At 47.8% G+C, this 16,529-nt stretch carries 15 protein-coding genes and 1 pseudogene; 3 read left to right on the top strand and 13 right to left on the bottom strand.

The features are described from left to right. Positions 1 to 51: 51 nt before the first annotated feature. The 7 genes from pucE to allC form a co-directional block, all read right to left on the bottom strand. Positions 52 to 573 carry a xanthine dehydrogenase subunit E gene (gene pucE, locus ACQXR1_RS03425; RefSeq protein ID WP_430771728.1) on the bottom strand — a complete coding sequence of 174 codons (522 nt, stop codon included), beginning with the start codon at positions 571 to 573 and terminating at the stop codon, positions 52 to 54. Continuing rightward, on the bottom strand, positions 564 to 2,801 hold the full coding sequence (gene pucD, locus ACQXR1_RS03420) for a xanthine dehydrogenase subunit D (protein ID WP_430771727.1): 2,238 nt from the start codon (positions 2,799 to 2,801) through the stop codon (positions 564 to 566). Before pucD ends, pucE begins: the two co-directional genes overlap by 10 nt. Further along, the gene (gene pucC / locus ACQXR1_RS03415) at positions 2,802 to 3,635 is read right to left on the bottom strand and encodes a xanthine dehydrogenase subunit C (RefSeq protein WP_430771726.1); all 834 of its coding nucleotides are present in this window, start codon (positions 3,633 to 3,635) and stop codon (positions 2,802 to 2,804) included. Next, positions 3,632 to 4,249, bottom strand: coding sequence for a xanthine dehydrogenase accessory protein PucB (gene pucB / locus ACQXR1_RS03410; protein WP_430771725.1), 618 nt, complete (start codon positions 4,247 to 4,249; stop codon positions 3,632 to 3,634). Before pucB ends, pucC begins: the two co-directional genes overlap by 4 nt. Next, positions 4,246 to 5,238 (bottom strand): XdhC family protein, encoded by a 993-nt coding sequence (locus ACQXR1_RS03405; protein ID WP_430771724.1) that lies wholly within the window; start codon positions 5,236 to 5,238, stop codon positions 4,246 to 4,248. Before ACQXR1_RS03405 ends, pucB begins: the two co-directional genes overlap by 4 nt. A 227-nt stretch (positions 5,239 to 5,465) precedes the next feature. Continuing rightward, on the bottom strand, positions 5,466 to 6,716 hold the full coding sequence (pucG, locus tag ACQXR1_RS03400; protein ID WP_430771723.1) for a (S)-ureidoglycine--glyoxylate transaminase: 1,251 nt from the start codon (positions 6,714 to 6,716) through the stop codon (positions 5,466 to 5,468). A 16-nt stretch (positions 6,717 to 6,732) separates the two neighbouring features. After that, on the bottom strand, positions 6,733 to 7,971 hold the full coding sequence (gene allC / locus ACQXR1_RS03395; RefSeq protein WP_430771722.1) for an allantoate deiminase: 1,239 nt from the start codon (positions 7,969 to 7,971) through the stop codon (positions 6,733 to 6,735). A gap of 234 nt (positions 7,972 to 8,205) precedes the next feature. Here allC and ACQXR1_RS03390 point away from each other — a divergent pair. Together ACQXR1_RS03390 and ACQXR1_RS03385 are read left to right on the top strand one after the other, a co-directional pair. After that, positions 8,206 to 8,301: pseudogene (locus ACQXR1_RS03390) on the top strand (hypothetical protein); the annotation flags it as partial. Between the two features lie 81 nt (positions 8,302 to 8,382). Then, a complete protein-coding gene (locus ACQXR1_RS03385; protein WP_430771721.1) occupies positions 8,383 to 9,249 on the top strand; it encodes an endonuclease I family protein in 867 nt (288 codons plus the stop codon). Between the two features lie 32 nt (positions 9,250 to 9,281). Here ACQXR1_RS03385 and ACQXR1_RS03380 read toward each other — a convergent pair whose 3' ends face one another. Then, positions 9,282 to 10,385 carry an ABC transporter ATP-binding protein gene (locus tag ACQXR1_RS03380; protein ID WP_430771720.1) on the bottom strand — a complete coding sequence of 368 codons (1,104 nt, stop codon included), beginning with the start codon at positions 10,383 to 10,385 and terminating at the stop codon, positions 9,282 to 9,284. 180 nt (positions 10,386 to 10,565) lie between these two features. Between ACQXR1_RS03380 and frlR the strand changes: the two genes are divergently transcribed. After that, positions 10,566 to 11,294, top strand: a complete 729-nt coding sequence (gene frlR / locus ACQXR1_RS03375; RefSeq protein WP_071580836.1) for a transcriptional regulator FrlR — start codon at positions 10,566 to 10,568, stop codon at positions 11,292 to 11,294. A 24-nt stretch (positions 11,295 to 11,318) separates the two neighbouring features. On the opposite strand, the gene frlD is transcribed toward frlR, so the two are convergent. The 5 genes from frlD to frlB form a co-directional block, all read right to left on the bottom strand. Then, positions 11,319 to 12,173 carry a fructosamine kinase FrlD gene (gene frlD / locus ACQXR1_RS03370; protein ID WP_430771719.1) on the bottom strand — a complete coding sequence of 285 codons (855 nt, stop codon included), beginning with the start codon at positions 12,171 to 12,173 and terminating at the stop codon, positions 11,319 to 11,321. A 13-nt stretch (positions 12,174 to 12,186) separates the two neighbouring features. Then, positions 12,187 to 13,089 carry a carbohydrate ABC transporter permease gene (locus tag ACQXR1_RS03365; protein WP_071580838.1) on the bottom strand — a complete coding sequence of 301 codons (903 nt, stop codon included), beginning with the start codon at positions 13,087 to 13,089 and terminating at the stop codon, positions 12,187 to 12,189. A gap of 3 nt (positions 13,090 to 13,092) precedes the next feature. Further along, positions 13,093 to 13,971 (bottom strand): carbohydrate ABC transporter permease, encoded by an 879-nt coding sequence (locus tag ACQXR1_RS03360; RefSeq protein WP_014665294.1) that lies wholly within the window; start codon positions 13,969 to 13,971, stop codon positions 13,093 to 13,095. Positions 13,972 to 14,028: 57 nt separating this feature from the next. Beyond that, entirely contained in the window at positions 14,029 to 15,297 is a 1,269-nt protein-coding gene (locus ACQXR1_RS03355) for an ABC transporter substrate-binding protein (protein ID WP_430771718.1), read from the bottom strand. 80 nt (positions 15,298 to 15,377) lie between these two features. Beyond that, positions 15,378 to 16,364, bottom strand: coding sequence for a fructosamine deglycase FrlB (gene frlB / locus ACQXR1_RS03350; RefSeq protein WP_014665296.1), 987 nt, complete (start codon positions 16,362 to 16,364; stop codon positions 15,378 to 15,380). Positions 16,365 to 16,529 lie beyond the last annotated feature (165 nt).

The raw sequence follows: 16,529 nt of genomic DNA, 5'->3' as shown, positions 1-16,529 counted from the left end.
CTGTCTGACCGCTTTTTCATAGTAAAATGTCAGGCTAAAAAAATCCGGCTTTTAAAAGCCGGACTCCCGTCTATCTCCGTTCAACTCTTCTCTAATCCTGCAAGCAGACCGCATAATCCCGCCATACCCGGTACACCGGCACAAATTCCCCGCCAGCCCCTCTTCTATGTCTTCGTCAGCCGGATGCGGGTTTTCCTCAAACAGCGCTTTAAGGGCAATCGTCATGCCCGGGGTGCAGTAGCCGCATTGGAAACCGCCTTCCTCTAAGAAAGCGGTTTGGCAGATATCCAGCTCTTCTTTTTGAAGCCCCTCGATGGTTGTGATGGAGTGGCCGTCTGCTTGATAAGCCATCGTCATACACGCATTGGCCAGCTTTCCGTCGATTAAAACGGAGCATGCTCCGCAGCGGCCGATTCCGCAGGACACCTTTGTCCCGGTCAGCTGAAATTCCTTTCTAAGCAGGTCACTAAGACGTGTCGCAGGAACGGCTGCAACCTCATACTCCTGTCCATTCACGGTCATCCGCAACTGTTCCTTTTTTACAGAAAACGGCCCGGCCTCTTTTACGTCCATTCTTTCATCCCCTTCCTGTCTATCGCGTTAAGAAGTTCTTCTCTTGAAATGGGCAGCTTATTTATCCAGCATCCGACCGCATCATGTATGGCCTTTACAATAGCTGGAGTGATGGCGATCGTTCCGATTTCGCCAACACCGCGCGGTCCATATGCATCACCCTTCATTAAGTCCTCTATTGCGGTCAGCTTCATGTCAGGAACATCTTTGACTCCGGGAATCAAATAGTGATCGAGATTTTCCGCCGCATAACGTCCGTCCGTCATTTTCGCTTCCTCCATCAGCGTATAGCCGAGCGCCATGGCAGCGCCGCCTTCAATTTGACCTCGATAACCCTGCGGACTGACAACCGGACCTGCTGCAATAGCATGCTCACAATCTATCACTTTGACATCGCCTGTTAACAGATCTACCTCCACCTCAACGGCAGCCGCTCCAAATGAGTAAAGAAAATGGCCGCCCACTACAGGATCAGGCGTTGTTGGAAATTCAAATGCCGTTTCCTCTGACAAAGGGCCTTTTTCAGCCAGCTCCTTATACGTCACCACGAGCGCCTTTGTGTTTTTGTCACGCAATCCTGCAGCGCCGGGAATAAGGTTTTCCGCTGAACAGCCGCTCCATTCTGCCGCCCGTTTTTTCAACTGAGCTAGAAACGGCTTCTTCAAACGCTGGATCGCGTGCCACACCATGCTTGTGCCGCGGGATGCTGTGGAGGAGCCTGACTTCGGTACTTTTGCGGTATCCCCAATAACAATGGAAATATCCTCCGCGGCACAACCTAACTCCTCCATGACAATCTGTTCAATCGCTGCTAGAATCCCCTGTCCGCATTCTTCAAATCCAAACGAAGCAGTGATTTTGCCTTCACTCGAAAGGGACAAACGGCCTCCTGCCGCATCCATTCGGCCATACCCCAGCCCTCCGCCGTGCATTGTGATTGCCGCTCCCGTGCCTCTTTGCAGATACCCGCATTTCCGGCTTGTTCTTCCAAGAATGGGAGATTTAGAAATGGTGTCCAACACTTGCGCCGCTCCGTCAGTTGGTGCAATCCGATGCTCAAGCGGCCCCAAGTCATGCGGATTTCTGATATTTTTTCCTCTCAGCTCCAGCGGATCAATGCCGAGCATGCTGCTGAGACGATCTAGATGGGTTTCGAGTGCAAATGTGATTTGGTTGCCGCCAAAACCGCGAAATTCTCCAGCCACCCCGTTGTTCGTAAATACAGATATTCCTTCAGTCCGGATATTCGGAATACGGTACGGCCCCGCCGCGTGCTCGACAGAAAAGTCAAGAACTGCCGGTCCGAGCGTAGCATAAGCGCCTGTGTCCGCCACAATTTTCACGTCATGCGCCAATAGATTTCCTGCATGATCCGCACCCGTTTTTATCGTAATCTTCATCGGATGGCGCTTAATGCCAGAACGTACAGATTCCTTTCGTGTTTGATGAACTTTGACCGGGCGTCTGCTTTTCAAGGCCAAAAGTGCAGCATACGGCTGGATATTCAGTTCATCCTTCCCTCCGAATGAGCCGCCCATCGGACTTGACACAACCCTGATCTTCTCTTCAGGAATGTCAAAAATACGGGCAAGCTGGAACCGGTCTTTATAGCCGTGCTGCGTGCCTGCATACATCGTAAAGCCCCCATTATCCTCCGGAACGGCTACGCCTCCCTCCGTTTCCATATACGTATGCATCTGCCGCGGAAGCTCATAGGTTTCTTCAAGGACTGTGTCAGATGCTCGAAAACCCTCTTCCACATCACCGTTTGAAAAAAACGCGCTGTGCAGGATATTCCCGTCCTCGTGCAGTCTATGCGCGCCCGGCTGAAGCGCTTTTTCAGGTGAATCAATGACCTCCAGTTCTTTATACTCAACGCAAATCAGCTCCAGCGCAGCCTCCGCGATTTCCTCCGTTTCCGCAGCAACTGCGGCGATCGCATCTCCGACATGCCGCACCCTGTCCTCGCATAAAACCGGCTGATCAGGGATGACAATGCCAAATCGGTTTAAGCCGGGAACGTCTTTATGCGTGACGACGGCCCGCACACCTTCCACTTTCTCAGCTTTCAACGTGCAAATCGACACAATCTCTGCATGAGGATAAGCACTTCTCAGCACTTTGCCATACAGCATTCCTGGAAAGCTGAGATCGGTCATATATTTCAGTTCCCCTGTGACCTTTTCCCTTCCATCCGGCCTGACTCTTGATGGTTTGTTGATGATCATTTATTCCCCTCCCTCAGCCATCAGCTCTGCCATGATGACGTTGGCAGCGGCTTTTTTTCTGTATGCCGCTGACATAAAATCATCTGCGGAAAACGGCAGCTCATGGATAAGTGTTTTGTACAGCTCATGCGGGTCCCACCCTGGTGCCTTCCATTTCGCTTCGCTGTCCAATAATCTTTCAGGTGTGATATCGGCATGGCCAGCGGCGAGACGAATGCCGCCGTCTTTCAAAAAACGTCCGGCTGCAACAGCAACCGCTCCTGTAAAAGCCTGACGCCTCCCAAGCTTGCGGTAAAATACACGCTCTCCCTCCGCCCGCGGGACGATGACACGCGTAACGATAGCCGTTTTAAAGTCTCCATCCACGAGCCAAGCGCCTAGCGGCAGCCTGATCTGTTCCTTTTGATACACGATAAGCTCAGCATCAAGCACAAGCAAAAGCGGAATCAAATCACCGATTTTACTCGCTATGTTTCCGCCAATTGTCGCCTGGCTGCGGATTCCAGGTGAGGCGACAGCGGAAGCAGCCTCACTGAAGCAGCTAATTGCGCTCTTGATCAAAGGGTTCTTTCTGCATTCACTCAGTGTGGTCAGCGCCCCGATCGACACGTGGGTGCCACTGACGCTTATCCCTCGCATCTCGTCAATCCCTTCAAGGCTGACAAGGTGCTGTTTCGGCAAAATTCCTTTGTCCCACTGAAGCTGAAGCAGCGTGCTTCCCGATGCGGCACATACATCCGGAGCAAGCTGCTGCAAAAGCGAATAGGCCTCATCAAGCGCTGACGGCCTCCACAATTGAATATTCATCCTTGCTTTGGTCACTTGGCCGTTCAAGCCATCGCCCTCCTTACCATGTCATATTCCTCTGGTGTATCAATATCGTTCAACTCACCGCTTCCCTTTGCCTCCAAAACCGCACCTGCTCCAAGCTGTCCGCTTTTCAGGAGCCTGCGAGCCCCTTCATCTCCCTTTAGCCCCTTTACATAAGGAAAACAAGCCGATGAGAAGTAAATTGGCGGGGTGAACGCCCCTAAAAATGATGACACGGCAAATGACTCAGGAGCCAGTGCCACAAGGGCATTGAGATGATCAACGGAAAGAAGAGGCTGGTCGGCTAACAAAATGACAACGCCGTCCGCCCCCATGCTTTCTGCTTTCCGCACCCCGCTGCTGACTGAATGCCCCTGACCCTTTTCCGCGTCTTGACAAACATGCAGGCTCCAGCGTTTTTGAAAAGGCGGTGCTTGATATGGCGATCCTATCCACTCAAGGGAGGCATGCTTTGCCCGCTCGACGACCAGCACATGATCAAGGCGGGACGACAGAGCTGTTTTCAAAGAAAGTGAGCCGATGGTTTCTTCTTTTAGCGGCAAAGCCAGCTTGTTTTGGCCCATTCTTTTGCTATTGCCGGCAGCGAGAAATACCCCAACCAGATAGGGGCTTCTCATACAACCGCCACCCGTTTTCTTGTTTGAATGATTTCTGCAACTACACTTACCGCAATTTCCTCGGGACCTTCCGCACCGATGTCCAGCCCGACCGGACTGTAAAAATGAGACGGAGGCTGTTTTCCGTTCAGCAGCCGTTTTGTACGATTTGCCGAACCCAACAGTCCAATGTAATGGAGATTTTGAGAAAATAAGAAGTTGATGATCATTTGATCGTGCTGATAATGATGGGTTGCCACAACTGCTGCATCATGCGAAGAAAATTGGAATTCGCTGAGCATTTGTTCAGGAAAAGCGGTGATCAGCTGATCCGCTTTTGGAAAAAGAGAGGATGTGCAATAAGCGGGCCGCCAATCCGTCACGATAACAGAAAACCCTGTATCAGCCGCCAAATTGGCCAGCGGTACAGTATCCGGTCCCGCCCCGAACAGAATGAGACGCGGTTTCGGTTCAATTCGCTGAATAAACATGGTAGTTGGCGGATCGAAATGCGGTAAATGAAGCGTTGAAACAGTACGTTGAATATTTTGCAGAGGCGCGTCCGGCCAGTTCCCAAAATGCCCATTCTCCGTCAGAAATAAATAATGGGAGGATTCAATCTTTACAATAGAAGTGACAGCTTTGCCTGAATGAAGGCATTCCCTCACTTTTTCATAGTGACGCCTTTTTTCCTGAGTGATTCGCTCCGCATGAACATGAATCATGCCGTTACACCCGGCTCCCATGCCCCAGGACAGATCATCCTCCGCCCGCATGTCGTAGAGAAGCAGCGCTGACGTGAGCTGATCGCCCAGCGCACTGATTCGTTGGCATAAATCTTCTTCCACGCACCCGCCGCTCAGCAAGCCAATCCGCTGGCCGCTTTTCTTAAAGAGCATAGAAGCGCCTGCTTTTCGATATGCGGAGCCTTCAACCTGAACAATGGTCGCCAGCACAGCCTCCTCCTGTTCTTCCAGGAGCGCGTCTAACACCGTGTGGAAATTTCCCAATGCTGCATCCTCCTCTCAAAAATTGCTGTGAGAAACAACGAGTTCCGCGTGATTTATAGGTAACTTGTATAAAGAATAGATGATGGAAGAGAAAATGACTCATGATTTGTCAGAAAATGAAACACATAGAAAGAGGATTTGTAAAAAGAGTCAAACGAAGAAAATCAAATTGGAGAAAACACGAAATGATAACTTAAAAAAGCTTGCGGATGTCCGCAAGCTTTTCTTTACACCGCTGCCTGGCGGCCAGCGTTTTCATATACATCAAGCGCCGCTTGGAGCGCTTTTCCTGCTTCGATACCTGCATTATGTCTGAGAAGCACAGCCTCTAAACCGGCAAGCACGAATAACACATTTTCTTTTCTGCAGCTGTAGCCCATCGTGCCGATTCTCCAGATCTTCCCTGCGAGCGGGCCGAATGAGCTGGCGATTTCGATACCGAATTGTTCCAGCAGCACACGACGGACAGACTCGCCATCGATGCCCCCGGGAATTTCAACACAGGTGACAACAGGCATTTTGCAGCTTTCATCTCCAAACAATCTTAGCCCCATTGCCTTTATTCCTGCTGCTAATGCGGTTTCATGGTACCGATGCCGCTCAAAACGTGCCTCAAGGCCTTCTTCAAGCACCAGCCTGACCCCCTCACGCAAGGCGTACAGCATCGTCGTCGCTTCTGTATGATGATTGAGCCGTCTTTCGCTCCAATAATCCTCAAGCTGGCTCAAATCAAAGTAGTTGCTTGTAATTGGCCGTTTTTCCGAAAGTGCTGCCCTGTCAGCTTGTGTCGCAATCCCGCGCTCCACCTTTTTGCGGGCTGCAATCACATCCGCCACCCGCTCATTATATGTAATTGGCGCCATTCCTGATGGCACAGACAAACATTTTTGCGTCCCGCCGATAGCAGCGTCAATCTTCCATTCATCGACTTTGACCTCACAGCCCCCGATCGTTGCGACTGCATCGACGATAAACAATGCATCCTCAGTGCGGCAGGCTTCACCGATCGCTTTCAGCGGGTGAATCCGTCCTGTCGATGTTTCTCCATGCACCATCGCCACAATTTTTGGCTTCACTTTTTTTATCTCCCGTATGATGTCCTCCGGGTCAAAAACCGTTCCCCATTCGCACTCAAGCGTATGAACATTCGCCCCATACCGCTCGGCGATTTCAGTCAGCAAGTAACCGAAACGGCCGTAAATGGGAATGAGCACATCATCTTCCGGCTCTATTACGCTAGCCAGCACTGCTTCAATACCCGCCCGTGAAGTGCCGTCAATCGGGTATGCCCAGCGGTTTTTCGTTTGAAACAGCTCCCGAAGCATCTCCATCGTTTCATTCATAATACCGGTAAACGCCGGATCAAATTGGCCGACAACCGGGGTGCTCATTACTCTTAATACCCGCGGATCAACCTCAACAGGCCCCGGCGTCATAATCGTTCTTAACGGGGTGCATAATTCTCTTCTGCCTGACACAGCCATTCCTCCTTTATCAGTAAGCCAGTTTGTGTAATAAATCAGTCAGTGCGCGGACGCCGATCTCAAGCTGTCTGGCTGGGGTATATTCCTTCGGCGAGTGGCTGATGCCGCCCCGGCTTGGCACAAACAGCATACAAGCAGGATAACGCCTTCCAATCATTTGCGCGTCATGCCCAGCTCCGCTCACCATTTCCTCACAGCTGATGCCGTTTTCTAATGCTGTTTCAAAAGCCGCAGCCTTCAGCCTTTCGTCCATCGGCACAGGCTCTATCTGCATATATTCATCAATCACGGGGCGAATTCCTTTTTGATGGCAAATACCATTGATCAAAGCAACCATGTCTTTATGAAACTGCTCCAGCACGTGCTGATGCTGATGGCGAATATCGATTGAAAACTGGACGCGTCCCGGTATGACATTGGCTACATTGGGCTCTGCCGTTATTTTTCCGCATGTCAGACGGAGCTCCTCCGGCTGCTCCTCCGACCGCAGCAGCAGCTCATGAATGATACGGCTGCTGGCTGCGAGCGGGTCCTTGCGCCATTTCATGGAGGTGGTTCCCGCGTGATTGCATTCCCCTTCCAGCGTGACGAGATATCGCCTCTGCCCCGCAATACTTGTCACAATGCCGAGATCCCGGCCTGACATTTCCAACGTCTGCCCCTGTTCAATATGAAGCTCAACAAAAGCGCTGATATCTGTCCGATATGCCGGCTGAAACACGCCTTTGCCAAAACCGCACTCATGCATCGCAGTTTGCAGTGAGACTCCTGATTCGTCTCTTGGCTCTGCTCCATCCTGTAATGAAAAAACACCCGTCATATTCCCTGATCCCCAATAGGTCAGTGGAAAACGGCTGCCTTCCTCCTCACATAAGGATACCGCTTCGAGTGTTTTTTTCGGCGCTCCATAGACCTCTTTGAGCTGCTTTATCGCAAGCATTGCCGCCAAAACACCATAGGCGCCGTCGTATTTCCCCCCGTTGATAACAGTATCGATATGTGAACCGGTTACAATGACTTCATCCAGAGACTGGGTGCCCGAAAGCCTTCCAAACACATTCCCGACATCGTCGAATCTTGTTTCAAGCCCGAAAGAAGACATTTCTGTTTTCACGGCAAGCTGTGCGTCCATCCACTCTTTTGTGTATAAAAGCCTCGTTACGCCGCCGTCCGCGGACGCACCGTATTGGGCGAGCCATTCAATATAATCTGTGATGCTGTTTTTTACTGAAAGCTTTTGCTTTTCCATGTACTCCCCCCTCTGGCCGTTATAGTGACTTCATTATAGAAGGAGGAACATGATAGTTCATTGGCATATTAACCAAAAAAACGTTTATTTTTTAGTCACAGTATCTAGCAATCAGGTTCACCCTACCTGTCAGAAGTCAAAAGAAAACACGGTAAAGAAGAGAGCCAGCAAGAGCGAAAGAGAGGGTCAAACTGCCTTTCATATGTACGAGCTAAGCTTGGGAGGAGAGGCGGTAAAAACAGAAATGGCGGCAGCTTGCAAAAACAGGACCTAAGGATATGGGAACAGAACATTTCCGCCTCCTCCAAAGGAACTAATTTACAATTTTAATGAAAAATATACAAAATGACACTTCTATCCTTTATGTCAATTTTAGATAATAGACATGATCTCATAAAAGGAGGGCAAGTGATGACAAAAAAAGCATGGTTTCTGCCGCTCGTCTGTGTTTTCTTGATTTCCGGATGGTTTGCGCCGGCAGCTTCAGCAAGCGGGCAAACCGCATTAAACCTTAATGACCGATTGGCGTCTTCCCCTTCAGGAACAGGGAGTCTTCTCTCATTAGCCGCCCCCGCTGCACCCTATGCTGACACAGATACCTATTATGAAGGGGCTGAAGGCAAAACAGGAGACTCGCTAAAAAGCGCCCTGCACCGCATCATCAGCGGACACACGATGCTGTCCTACAGCGAGGTGTGGAACGCGCTGAAAGAAACCGATGAAGACCCGGCTAATCGGAATAACGTCATCCTGCTCTATACGAATGAATCGCGGCCCAAAAACCTGAACGGCGGCAATGTCGGCGATTGGAACCGCGAGCACGTCTGGGCGAAATCCCATGGCGATTTTGGTACGAGCAAGGGGCCTGGTACTGATATTCATCATTTGCGCCCGGCTGATGTTCAAGTTAACAGCGCCAGAGGAAATATGGATTTTGACAATGGCGGCACTGAATATGCGAAGGCACCCGGAAATTATTATGACGGCGATTCATGGGAGCCCCGTGATGATGTGAAAGGCGATGTTGCCCGCATGCTGTTTTACATGGCTGTCCGTTACGAGGGTGATGACGGCTACCCTGACCTTGAGCTTAATGATAAGACAGGCAATGGCTCAGCTCCTTATCATGGCAAACAATCTGTCCTGCTCGAGTGGAATAAGCAGGATCCGGTTGACGACCGTGAGCGGAAAAGAAATGAAATCATTTATGAGAAATATCAACACAACCGCAACCCATTTATCGACCACCCTGAATGGGCGGATGAGATTTGGCCGTAAGAAAAAGGTGCTCCTAAAAAGGAGCACCTTTCCTAATACACAGCCTCTTCTGTTTCCGCATCGAAAAAGACGACGTGATCCATTTTCACTGTGAGCTGGATTGAATCGCCTGCTGCGATTCGCGTGTTTCCATCCAGGCGAACCGTCAGCCGCTCGCCCCCAGCCATGACATGCACAATGAGCTCTGAGCCCAGATTTTCATTCACTTCTACCTTTGCTTTAAACACTGAATCAAACACCTGTTTATTTCCTGTCATTTGTGTGATGTGCTCCGGCCGGACTCCGGCAATCATTTGCTCTCCGGCATATCCGTTTTCCTTCAGCCGGTTTGCTTTTTCTTCAGGAATATGAAGACGGATCGAGGGGTTTGTGAAAAACAGCTCGCCATGCTGCTGTTCTATAACGCCTTTTAAAAAGTTCATTCCGGGAGAGCCGATGAAGCCTGCGACAAACAGATTTGCCGGGTAATGATAAATGTCATGAGGTTTCGCCACTTGCTGGATTTCCCCTTCATTCATGACGACAATCCGATCTCCCATTGTCATTGCTTCGGTCTGGTCATGCGTGACATAAATAATCGTTGCCTCTAATCGCTGGTGCAGCTTGCTGATTTCTGTCCGCATCGTCACTCTTAGTTTTGCATCCAGATTAGAAAGCGGCTCGTCCATTAAAAAGACCTTCGGCTCCCTTACAATCGATCTCCCAAGCGCCACCCTTTGCCGCTGCCCGCCGGAGAGCGCCTTTGGTTTTCTCTTCAGCAAATGTTCAATTTCTAAAATTCTGGCTGCCGCATGAACCCGCTCGGCAATTTCCTGTTTCGCCATCTTTCTGAGCTTTAATCCAAACGCCATATTATCAAAAACCGTCATATGCGGATAAAGCGCATAGTTTTGAAATACCATTGCAATATCACGTTCTTTTGGGGGAAGATCATTGACCCGCTCCCCATCAATGAGAAGATTTCCTTCAGAAATGCTTTCTAATCCAGCCACCATCCGCAGCGTTGTTGATTTTCCGCATCCTGACGGCCCCACCAGCACCAATAGCTCCTTATCCTTTACATCTAAATCAAAGTTCTTCACGGTTAATTGTGAGTGATATGATTTTTTGACGTGTTCGAATGTTAATGAAGCCATCAGAACATTCCCCCTATCTTTTGATCGTTATTTCGTCACTGGAAACAACTTGGTCTTTCTGTTATTTTTAGAGTAATCGATTCCCATTTTTGCTATATTTCTAAAATAAAAAATGTAAATTTGTATTATAACGTCATAATACATTATAATATAAATAATAGGTTAAAAGGAGGCTACCCTTTGTTAAACAACGGAAGTTCTACACCTTTATACATTCAGCTAAAACAAATCATCACTGATGACATCAAAAAGGGCGTGTATTCCCCAACCGCCAAGCTGCCTACCGAAAGCGAACTTTGCAGCAAGTATAACGTCAGCCGCATCACCGTCAGAAAAGCCATTCTCGATTTAGTCGAAGAAGGTTATCTCATCAGGCAGCAGGGAAAGGGAACGTTCGTTAAAAGCCCTAAATTAAAACGAGAACTGATCGCTGTAAACGGCTACTCGGAATTTATGGAATCAACCGGCAAAAAACCGAAGCACCAAGTGCTGTCCCATGACATCATTCCAGCGCCAAAGCCTATCGCCGAAAAGCTTCAAATCCATCCCGAGAGCCCTGTCGTTGAATTAAAACGGATTCTTTATAACGATGATCAGCCTCTCACCTTTGAAGTGACGCATTATCCGCTTGATTTGTTTCCCGGCATTGATACCTTTATTGCTGACGGCGTCTCCATGCATGATATTTTGAAACAGCAATACAAAGTTGTACCCACGCACAATACGAAGCTATTAAACGTTGTATATGCCCAACAGGAGGAAAGCAAATACCTGGATTGTGATATCGGGGATGCGCTGTTTGAAATTGATAAAACGGCTTTTACATCAAACGACCAGCCAATCTATTGCTCATTGTTTTTGATGCACACAAACCGTGTCACCTTTACCATCAACAGTCCCTACACATAACAGGCATAAAAAACGAGACACTGCTTATAGTATTCTCGTTTTTTCACTGCTTCCCCCGTCCTCCAAGCGATAAGGATAGCCATAGCCGAAAGCTCCGTACACACCGCATGTTTTCGCAGCCGTTTCGGCGGCCTGGCGCAAAGCGTACATTATATCCTGCTTCACGCAAAAGGCAGTCAAAAAGCCTGCTATAAAAGAATCTCCCGCTCCAAGTGTATCTATTATATCAGTTTCCACAATCGGCTGATGATAGATTCGATCACCCGCAGACATGATTGCACCTTGGCCCCCTCGAGTCATACAAACCATTTTGGCTCCGTACCCATGAGCTGTTTTGGCAAGCTCGCCGCATTCCGACTCACTCAAATCGCTTCCTGAAAAAAACGCATATGTCACATAAGGACAGACCCTCCTCAAATAATCATCCTCCCGATTGGTTGAAAAATCAAATGAGACCGGGACAAGCCCGCACAGCTGCGGAAGATCGTTCTCAAGCCTGCTGTACACGCTCGTATGCAGCAGATCATGCCCGCTGATAAAAGATACATCTTTCTCCTGAAACGCGAGGCGAAGCCGAGACTGAATGCCGCCTTTATTTGATCTGACAAAAATACGGTCCCCCTGTTCATCAAGAGTGACAATCGCCATCCCGTTTTCTCCGTGCGCCTGGCGGATATAATCTGCATTGACCTGCTCCAGCTTGAGAACGTTCAACACATGTGCCGCGGCTTCGTCATTGCCAACGATTCCGATATAAGAAGACTCATGCCCGAGCCGCTTGGCAAGCACAGCAACGTTTAAGGCATTTCCTCCCGGGTAAAATGTTTCTTGATCCTGGTAGTAATCGACAACATTATCTCCAACCGCAATCAATTTCATAGTGCTTCCTCCTTTATCCTTTTACACTGCCGCTTGCAATCCCGCGGACAAAATATTTCTGCATCAATAAAAATAGAATAATAATCGGCGCGGCTGAAATCGTTAACCCGGCCAGCAGGACGCCCCAATCAGTCTGCAGCGCGTCTCTGAACTGCATCAGCCCAGCTGGAATGGTCCGCAAATTCTCATCATCTATGAAAATAATCGCAAACATAAACTCATTCCACGTATGGTAAGCCGTCAAAATGCCGGATGTCACTAAAATCGGCACACTCATTGGTAAGAAAATTCTGAAAAATACTCCGAAACTTGTACATCCATCTAAATAAGCCGCCTCCTCTAATTCTTTTGAAATAGAAAGAAAATAAGAGCGGATCAATATGATGGTGAATGGGATCCGGTAAGCCGCGTACGGCAGGATTAATGCCCAATACGTATTGTACAGGCCCAGCGACTGAATAATAGAATAAAGCGGCACAAGACTGACCTGCGGCGTCAGCATCAAACCGCCAAGACAAAGCACCAAAAAGAATCCTTTTCCTTTGAACTCAAACCGGGAAAGGCCGTACGCCGCCCATGCACTGATAAAGACAGTGATCACACACGTCAGCACCGTAACGATGACGCTGTTCATAAAATAAGAAGAAATCCCCTGGTTCCAGGCGGACACAAAGTTTTCCGGATGCCACGAAGACGGCAGCGACCAGCTGTGCTCAAAAATATCGTCAGAGTTTTTAAAGGCGCTCATCACCATCCATAGAAGCGGATAGGCAATCGCAATCAAATAAAGAAACAGAAAAACCCACACAGACGTTTCTCCGATGTACCATTTTCGCCTAGTCTTTCTTTTGACCTCAATGTGCTGGTCAGGCACAGGCTCCAATCTGAACGAATCTGTCTTCTTCTGAGGCAGCATCTGTTACTCCTCCTTTCCGGTTTTAAAGAACTTCATTTGCATGAGCGACAATGCGAGCGTAATGATTAACACGACAGTGGCAATCGCTGAGGCGTAGCCCATCATATCCTTTGTAAAGGCACTTTTATATAAAAACGTGCTCAGGACTTCTGACGCGTTTCCCGGCCCGCCGCCTGTCAATATGTACGGCTCATTAAATACCGTAAAGGCCCCAGTCAGCGTCATGACCACAGCAACAAAAGACATCTCTTTCGTCTGTGGAATAGTAATATGAAAAAACTGCTGAATTTTCCCCGCGCCGTCAAGCCGGGCCGCTTCATACAGTTCATCCGGTATTTTTTGGATCGACACGATGTACAGCATCGCAATATAACCGACAGATTGCCACTGGGACACAAAAATGACAGAAAGCATAGCTGTGCTGTCATCTCCGAGCCAGGCCCTCGTCAGCTGATCAAGACCGATGGCCTGAAGCAGCTGATTCAAAAGCCCTGTCTCCGGATTGTAAATAAAATCAAACAAAAGCGCGATCACCGTCATGGAGATGACAACCGGCAAAAAGAAAACGGTACGAAAAAACGGCGACCATTTTCTGACCAGCTTATCCTCAAGCACCGCCGCCAAAATCAAACCGCCAAATACCTGGCATACAATTGAGATCACTGCGTAAAGCACATTATTGGTAAGCGCCTGATAAAAGACAGGATCATGAAACAATTCAACATAGTTTTTCAAGCCGATAAACGTTTTTTCCGGAGAAAAAGAGCTCCACTGAAACAGGCTGAGGAAGACATTCTCAAAAATCGGGATATAAACGAAAAGTAAAAAAACGAGAGCGGGCACCAAAAACAAATAGGGGATTATTTTATTTTGATTGACCAAGGGTATCTCATCTCCTTTATAAAAAGAAAAGGTGCGAAGCTTCACCTTTTCTTTGATTTATTCAGCTGACGCCCTCGCCTGCTTTGCTGCTTTTTGAACGGCTTTCATCACCTGCTGCGGTGTCATGTCGCCGCCAAGCATCTGCTGGACGCTCGTTAGGTACGCATCTACGACTTCAACATCGACATCCATATCAAACCATGGCACCATTGATTTAGCGTCAACAATATGCTGAACGGCTTCACGCTGAGTGGCTGTTGAATTTTCTTCAGTAGCCGTACCTTGCACCGCACTGTATTTTCCAACATCTTTCACGAGCTTTTCGCCCATTTTTTTCGACGTCAGGAACTGCAAAAACTCCATCGCTTCCTTCGGATGTTTTGTTCTTGAGGAAATCATGAATCCTTCCGGCGCTCCCGTTAATGCTTCTGAAGATCCTTTTTGCCCGCTGATTTCAGGAAATGGGAACATCCCGAGGTTAACCGGTTCAACCAACTTGATTTCCGCTGTTTCCGCATATATCATCGCCGACTTTCCGCTCTTAAATTGCTGTCTCACATATTCATGGTCGACGGAGTTTACATGTTTATTAAAGTAAGGCGTCAGCTCTTGAAGCTTTTCAAGGGCTTTTACGTAGCCTTCATCAGTAAATTCACCCGTTTTGGCGTTATAGTCCTTTTCCCGTGTTTTTTCATCGACCATCCGCTGATTAAGCGTGCCGATATAGTGCGAGATTGTCCAAGTCGCCTTTGTTCCGAAGCTGATCGGTGTGTAGCCATGTTCCTTCAGCTTTTTTGACACCTTGATTAATTCATCCCACGTCTTCGGGGGATCAAGTTTCAGCTTTTGGAAAATGTCTTTATTATAGAAGAATGATTTAGCGTCCATTTGCCACGGCACGCCATATTGCTTGTTTTCATAAGTAAATGGTGTAATTTGCGATTGAACGAGCTGTGATGACCAATCGGTGTCATTTTTGTAGTAGGACGAGAGATCAAGTGCTTTATTGCCTCTGATAAATTTAAAAGCAAACTCATCGCTCCAAGAGAAGTAAATGTCAGGAGGGCTGGTGGTTCCCAGCATGACCTTAATTTTATCTTTATAGGAGTCATTTAAAACGGCTTCAATTTGAATATCGATATCTGGGTGTTCTTTTTCAAATTCCTTCACAACTTCTTCAAAATAACTTTTTTCCGGCTCCTTCGGCCATCTGTGGAAAAACTTCAATGTCACCTTTCCGTCCGCTGAACTGCTTTGGCTCGAACAGCCCGCAATGGTGAACATACTGACAGCTGCAATGATCAAGAACAACAATATTTTCTTCAAAGGGTTGGCCTCCTCTGGACATTAGACTATAATGTTATATAACATTATAGTCTAATGCATAATGGTTCCTCATTTTCAGATCAATACTCAACTTTCCACATGTATCTTCTATGAGATAAAGGATGATTTCTCGCCTCTGCCAGCTCGTCTGCATAGCTTCTCAGCACACGGTTGAGAACGAGCGGAGCAAGGTAGCCTTTAACTGAATCGTCAATTGCAGTGAAGTCGTAAGATGCAGCATCAAGCACAGTGAGCTTTTTGCCATACTTTTTCGAGAAGGTAAGCGCCCGCTCTTCAAGAGGCCTTGTTTCATCTAAACCGAGCAGGATGATAAACGGCACGGATTCATCAATAATTTCAAACGGTCCGTGAAAATATTCTCCGGCATGAATGGCGTGGGAATGGATCCATTGCATTTCCATGAGAATGCAGATGCTGTAGGAGTAAGCGACACCGTAGTTTGCACCGCTTGCCATTGTATAAATAATGCTTTCTTTTTCATGAGCTTTTGCAAACTGCTTTGCGTTGTCAGCTTCCTGCTTAAGGGCTTCTTCATACACAGCCTGTAATTGGTCTAAGCCTTCAATTGCCTGTTGGAATTTCGTATTGTTTTCTAAAACTTGCAGGGTTCCGAAAACGATTTGATACAGAACGCCATAGTTCGTATTGATCGCAAGCGCCTCATCACCCCAATCGTACTGGGCAACATATTGCGCTTCCTGCGCTAAAGGAGACTCCGGCTTATACGTCATCGCAATCGTAAGTGCGCCTTTGCCTCTCGCAAACGCAGCAGCTTTGACTGTTTCCGGGGTATTTCCCGAATGCGAGCACAAAATAACAAGAGACTTTTCGCCAAGCTGAACAGGGTTGCGCTGAATAAATTCATTAGAACTGTAAAGGTCGGAGTTGATTGATTTTGACTCTCTGTCAAACACATATTTACTCGGGTACATAATGGCCGAAGATCCTCCGCATGCGACAAAGAATACATGGTCAATGGTTTTCCCTTTCAAATCCTGCAAGAAAGCTTGAACCTCACGATTTACTTTTGCTGTGGCCTGACTCAAATCCTTCACTCCCCATTTTTATTATATAACGTTATATAACATTATATATTGTTATATTAAAGTCCACAGCCAGGATTGTCAATATTATTTTCTGAAATTTCTCAATAATTGTAGACTAGACCTATAAGTGAAAAAATGCCCAAATGAAAAGCCAGAACTTCATTT

Source organism: Bacillus sp. ATD (assembly GCF_050585765.1).
Classification (GTDB): Bacteria; Bacillota; Bacilli; order Bacillales; family Bacillaceae; genus Bacillus; species Bacillus stercoris.
The sequence above is the reverse complement of the archived record's forward strand: the minus strand, read 5'-3'. Positions and strand labels throughout refer to the sequence as shown.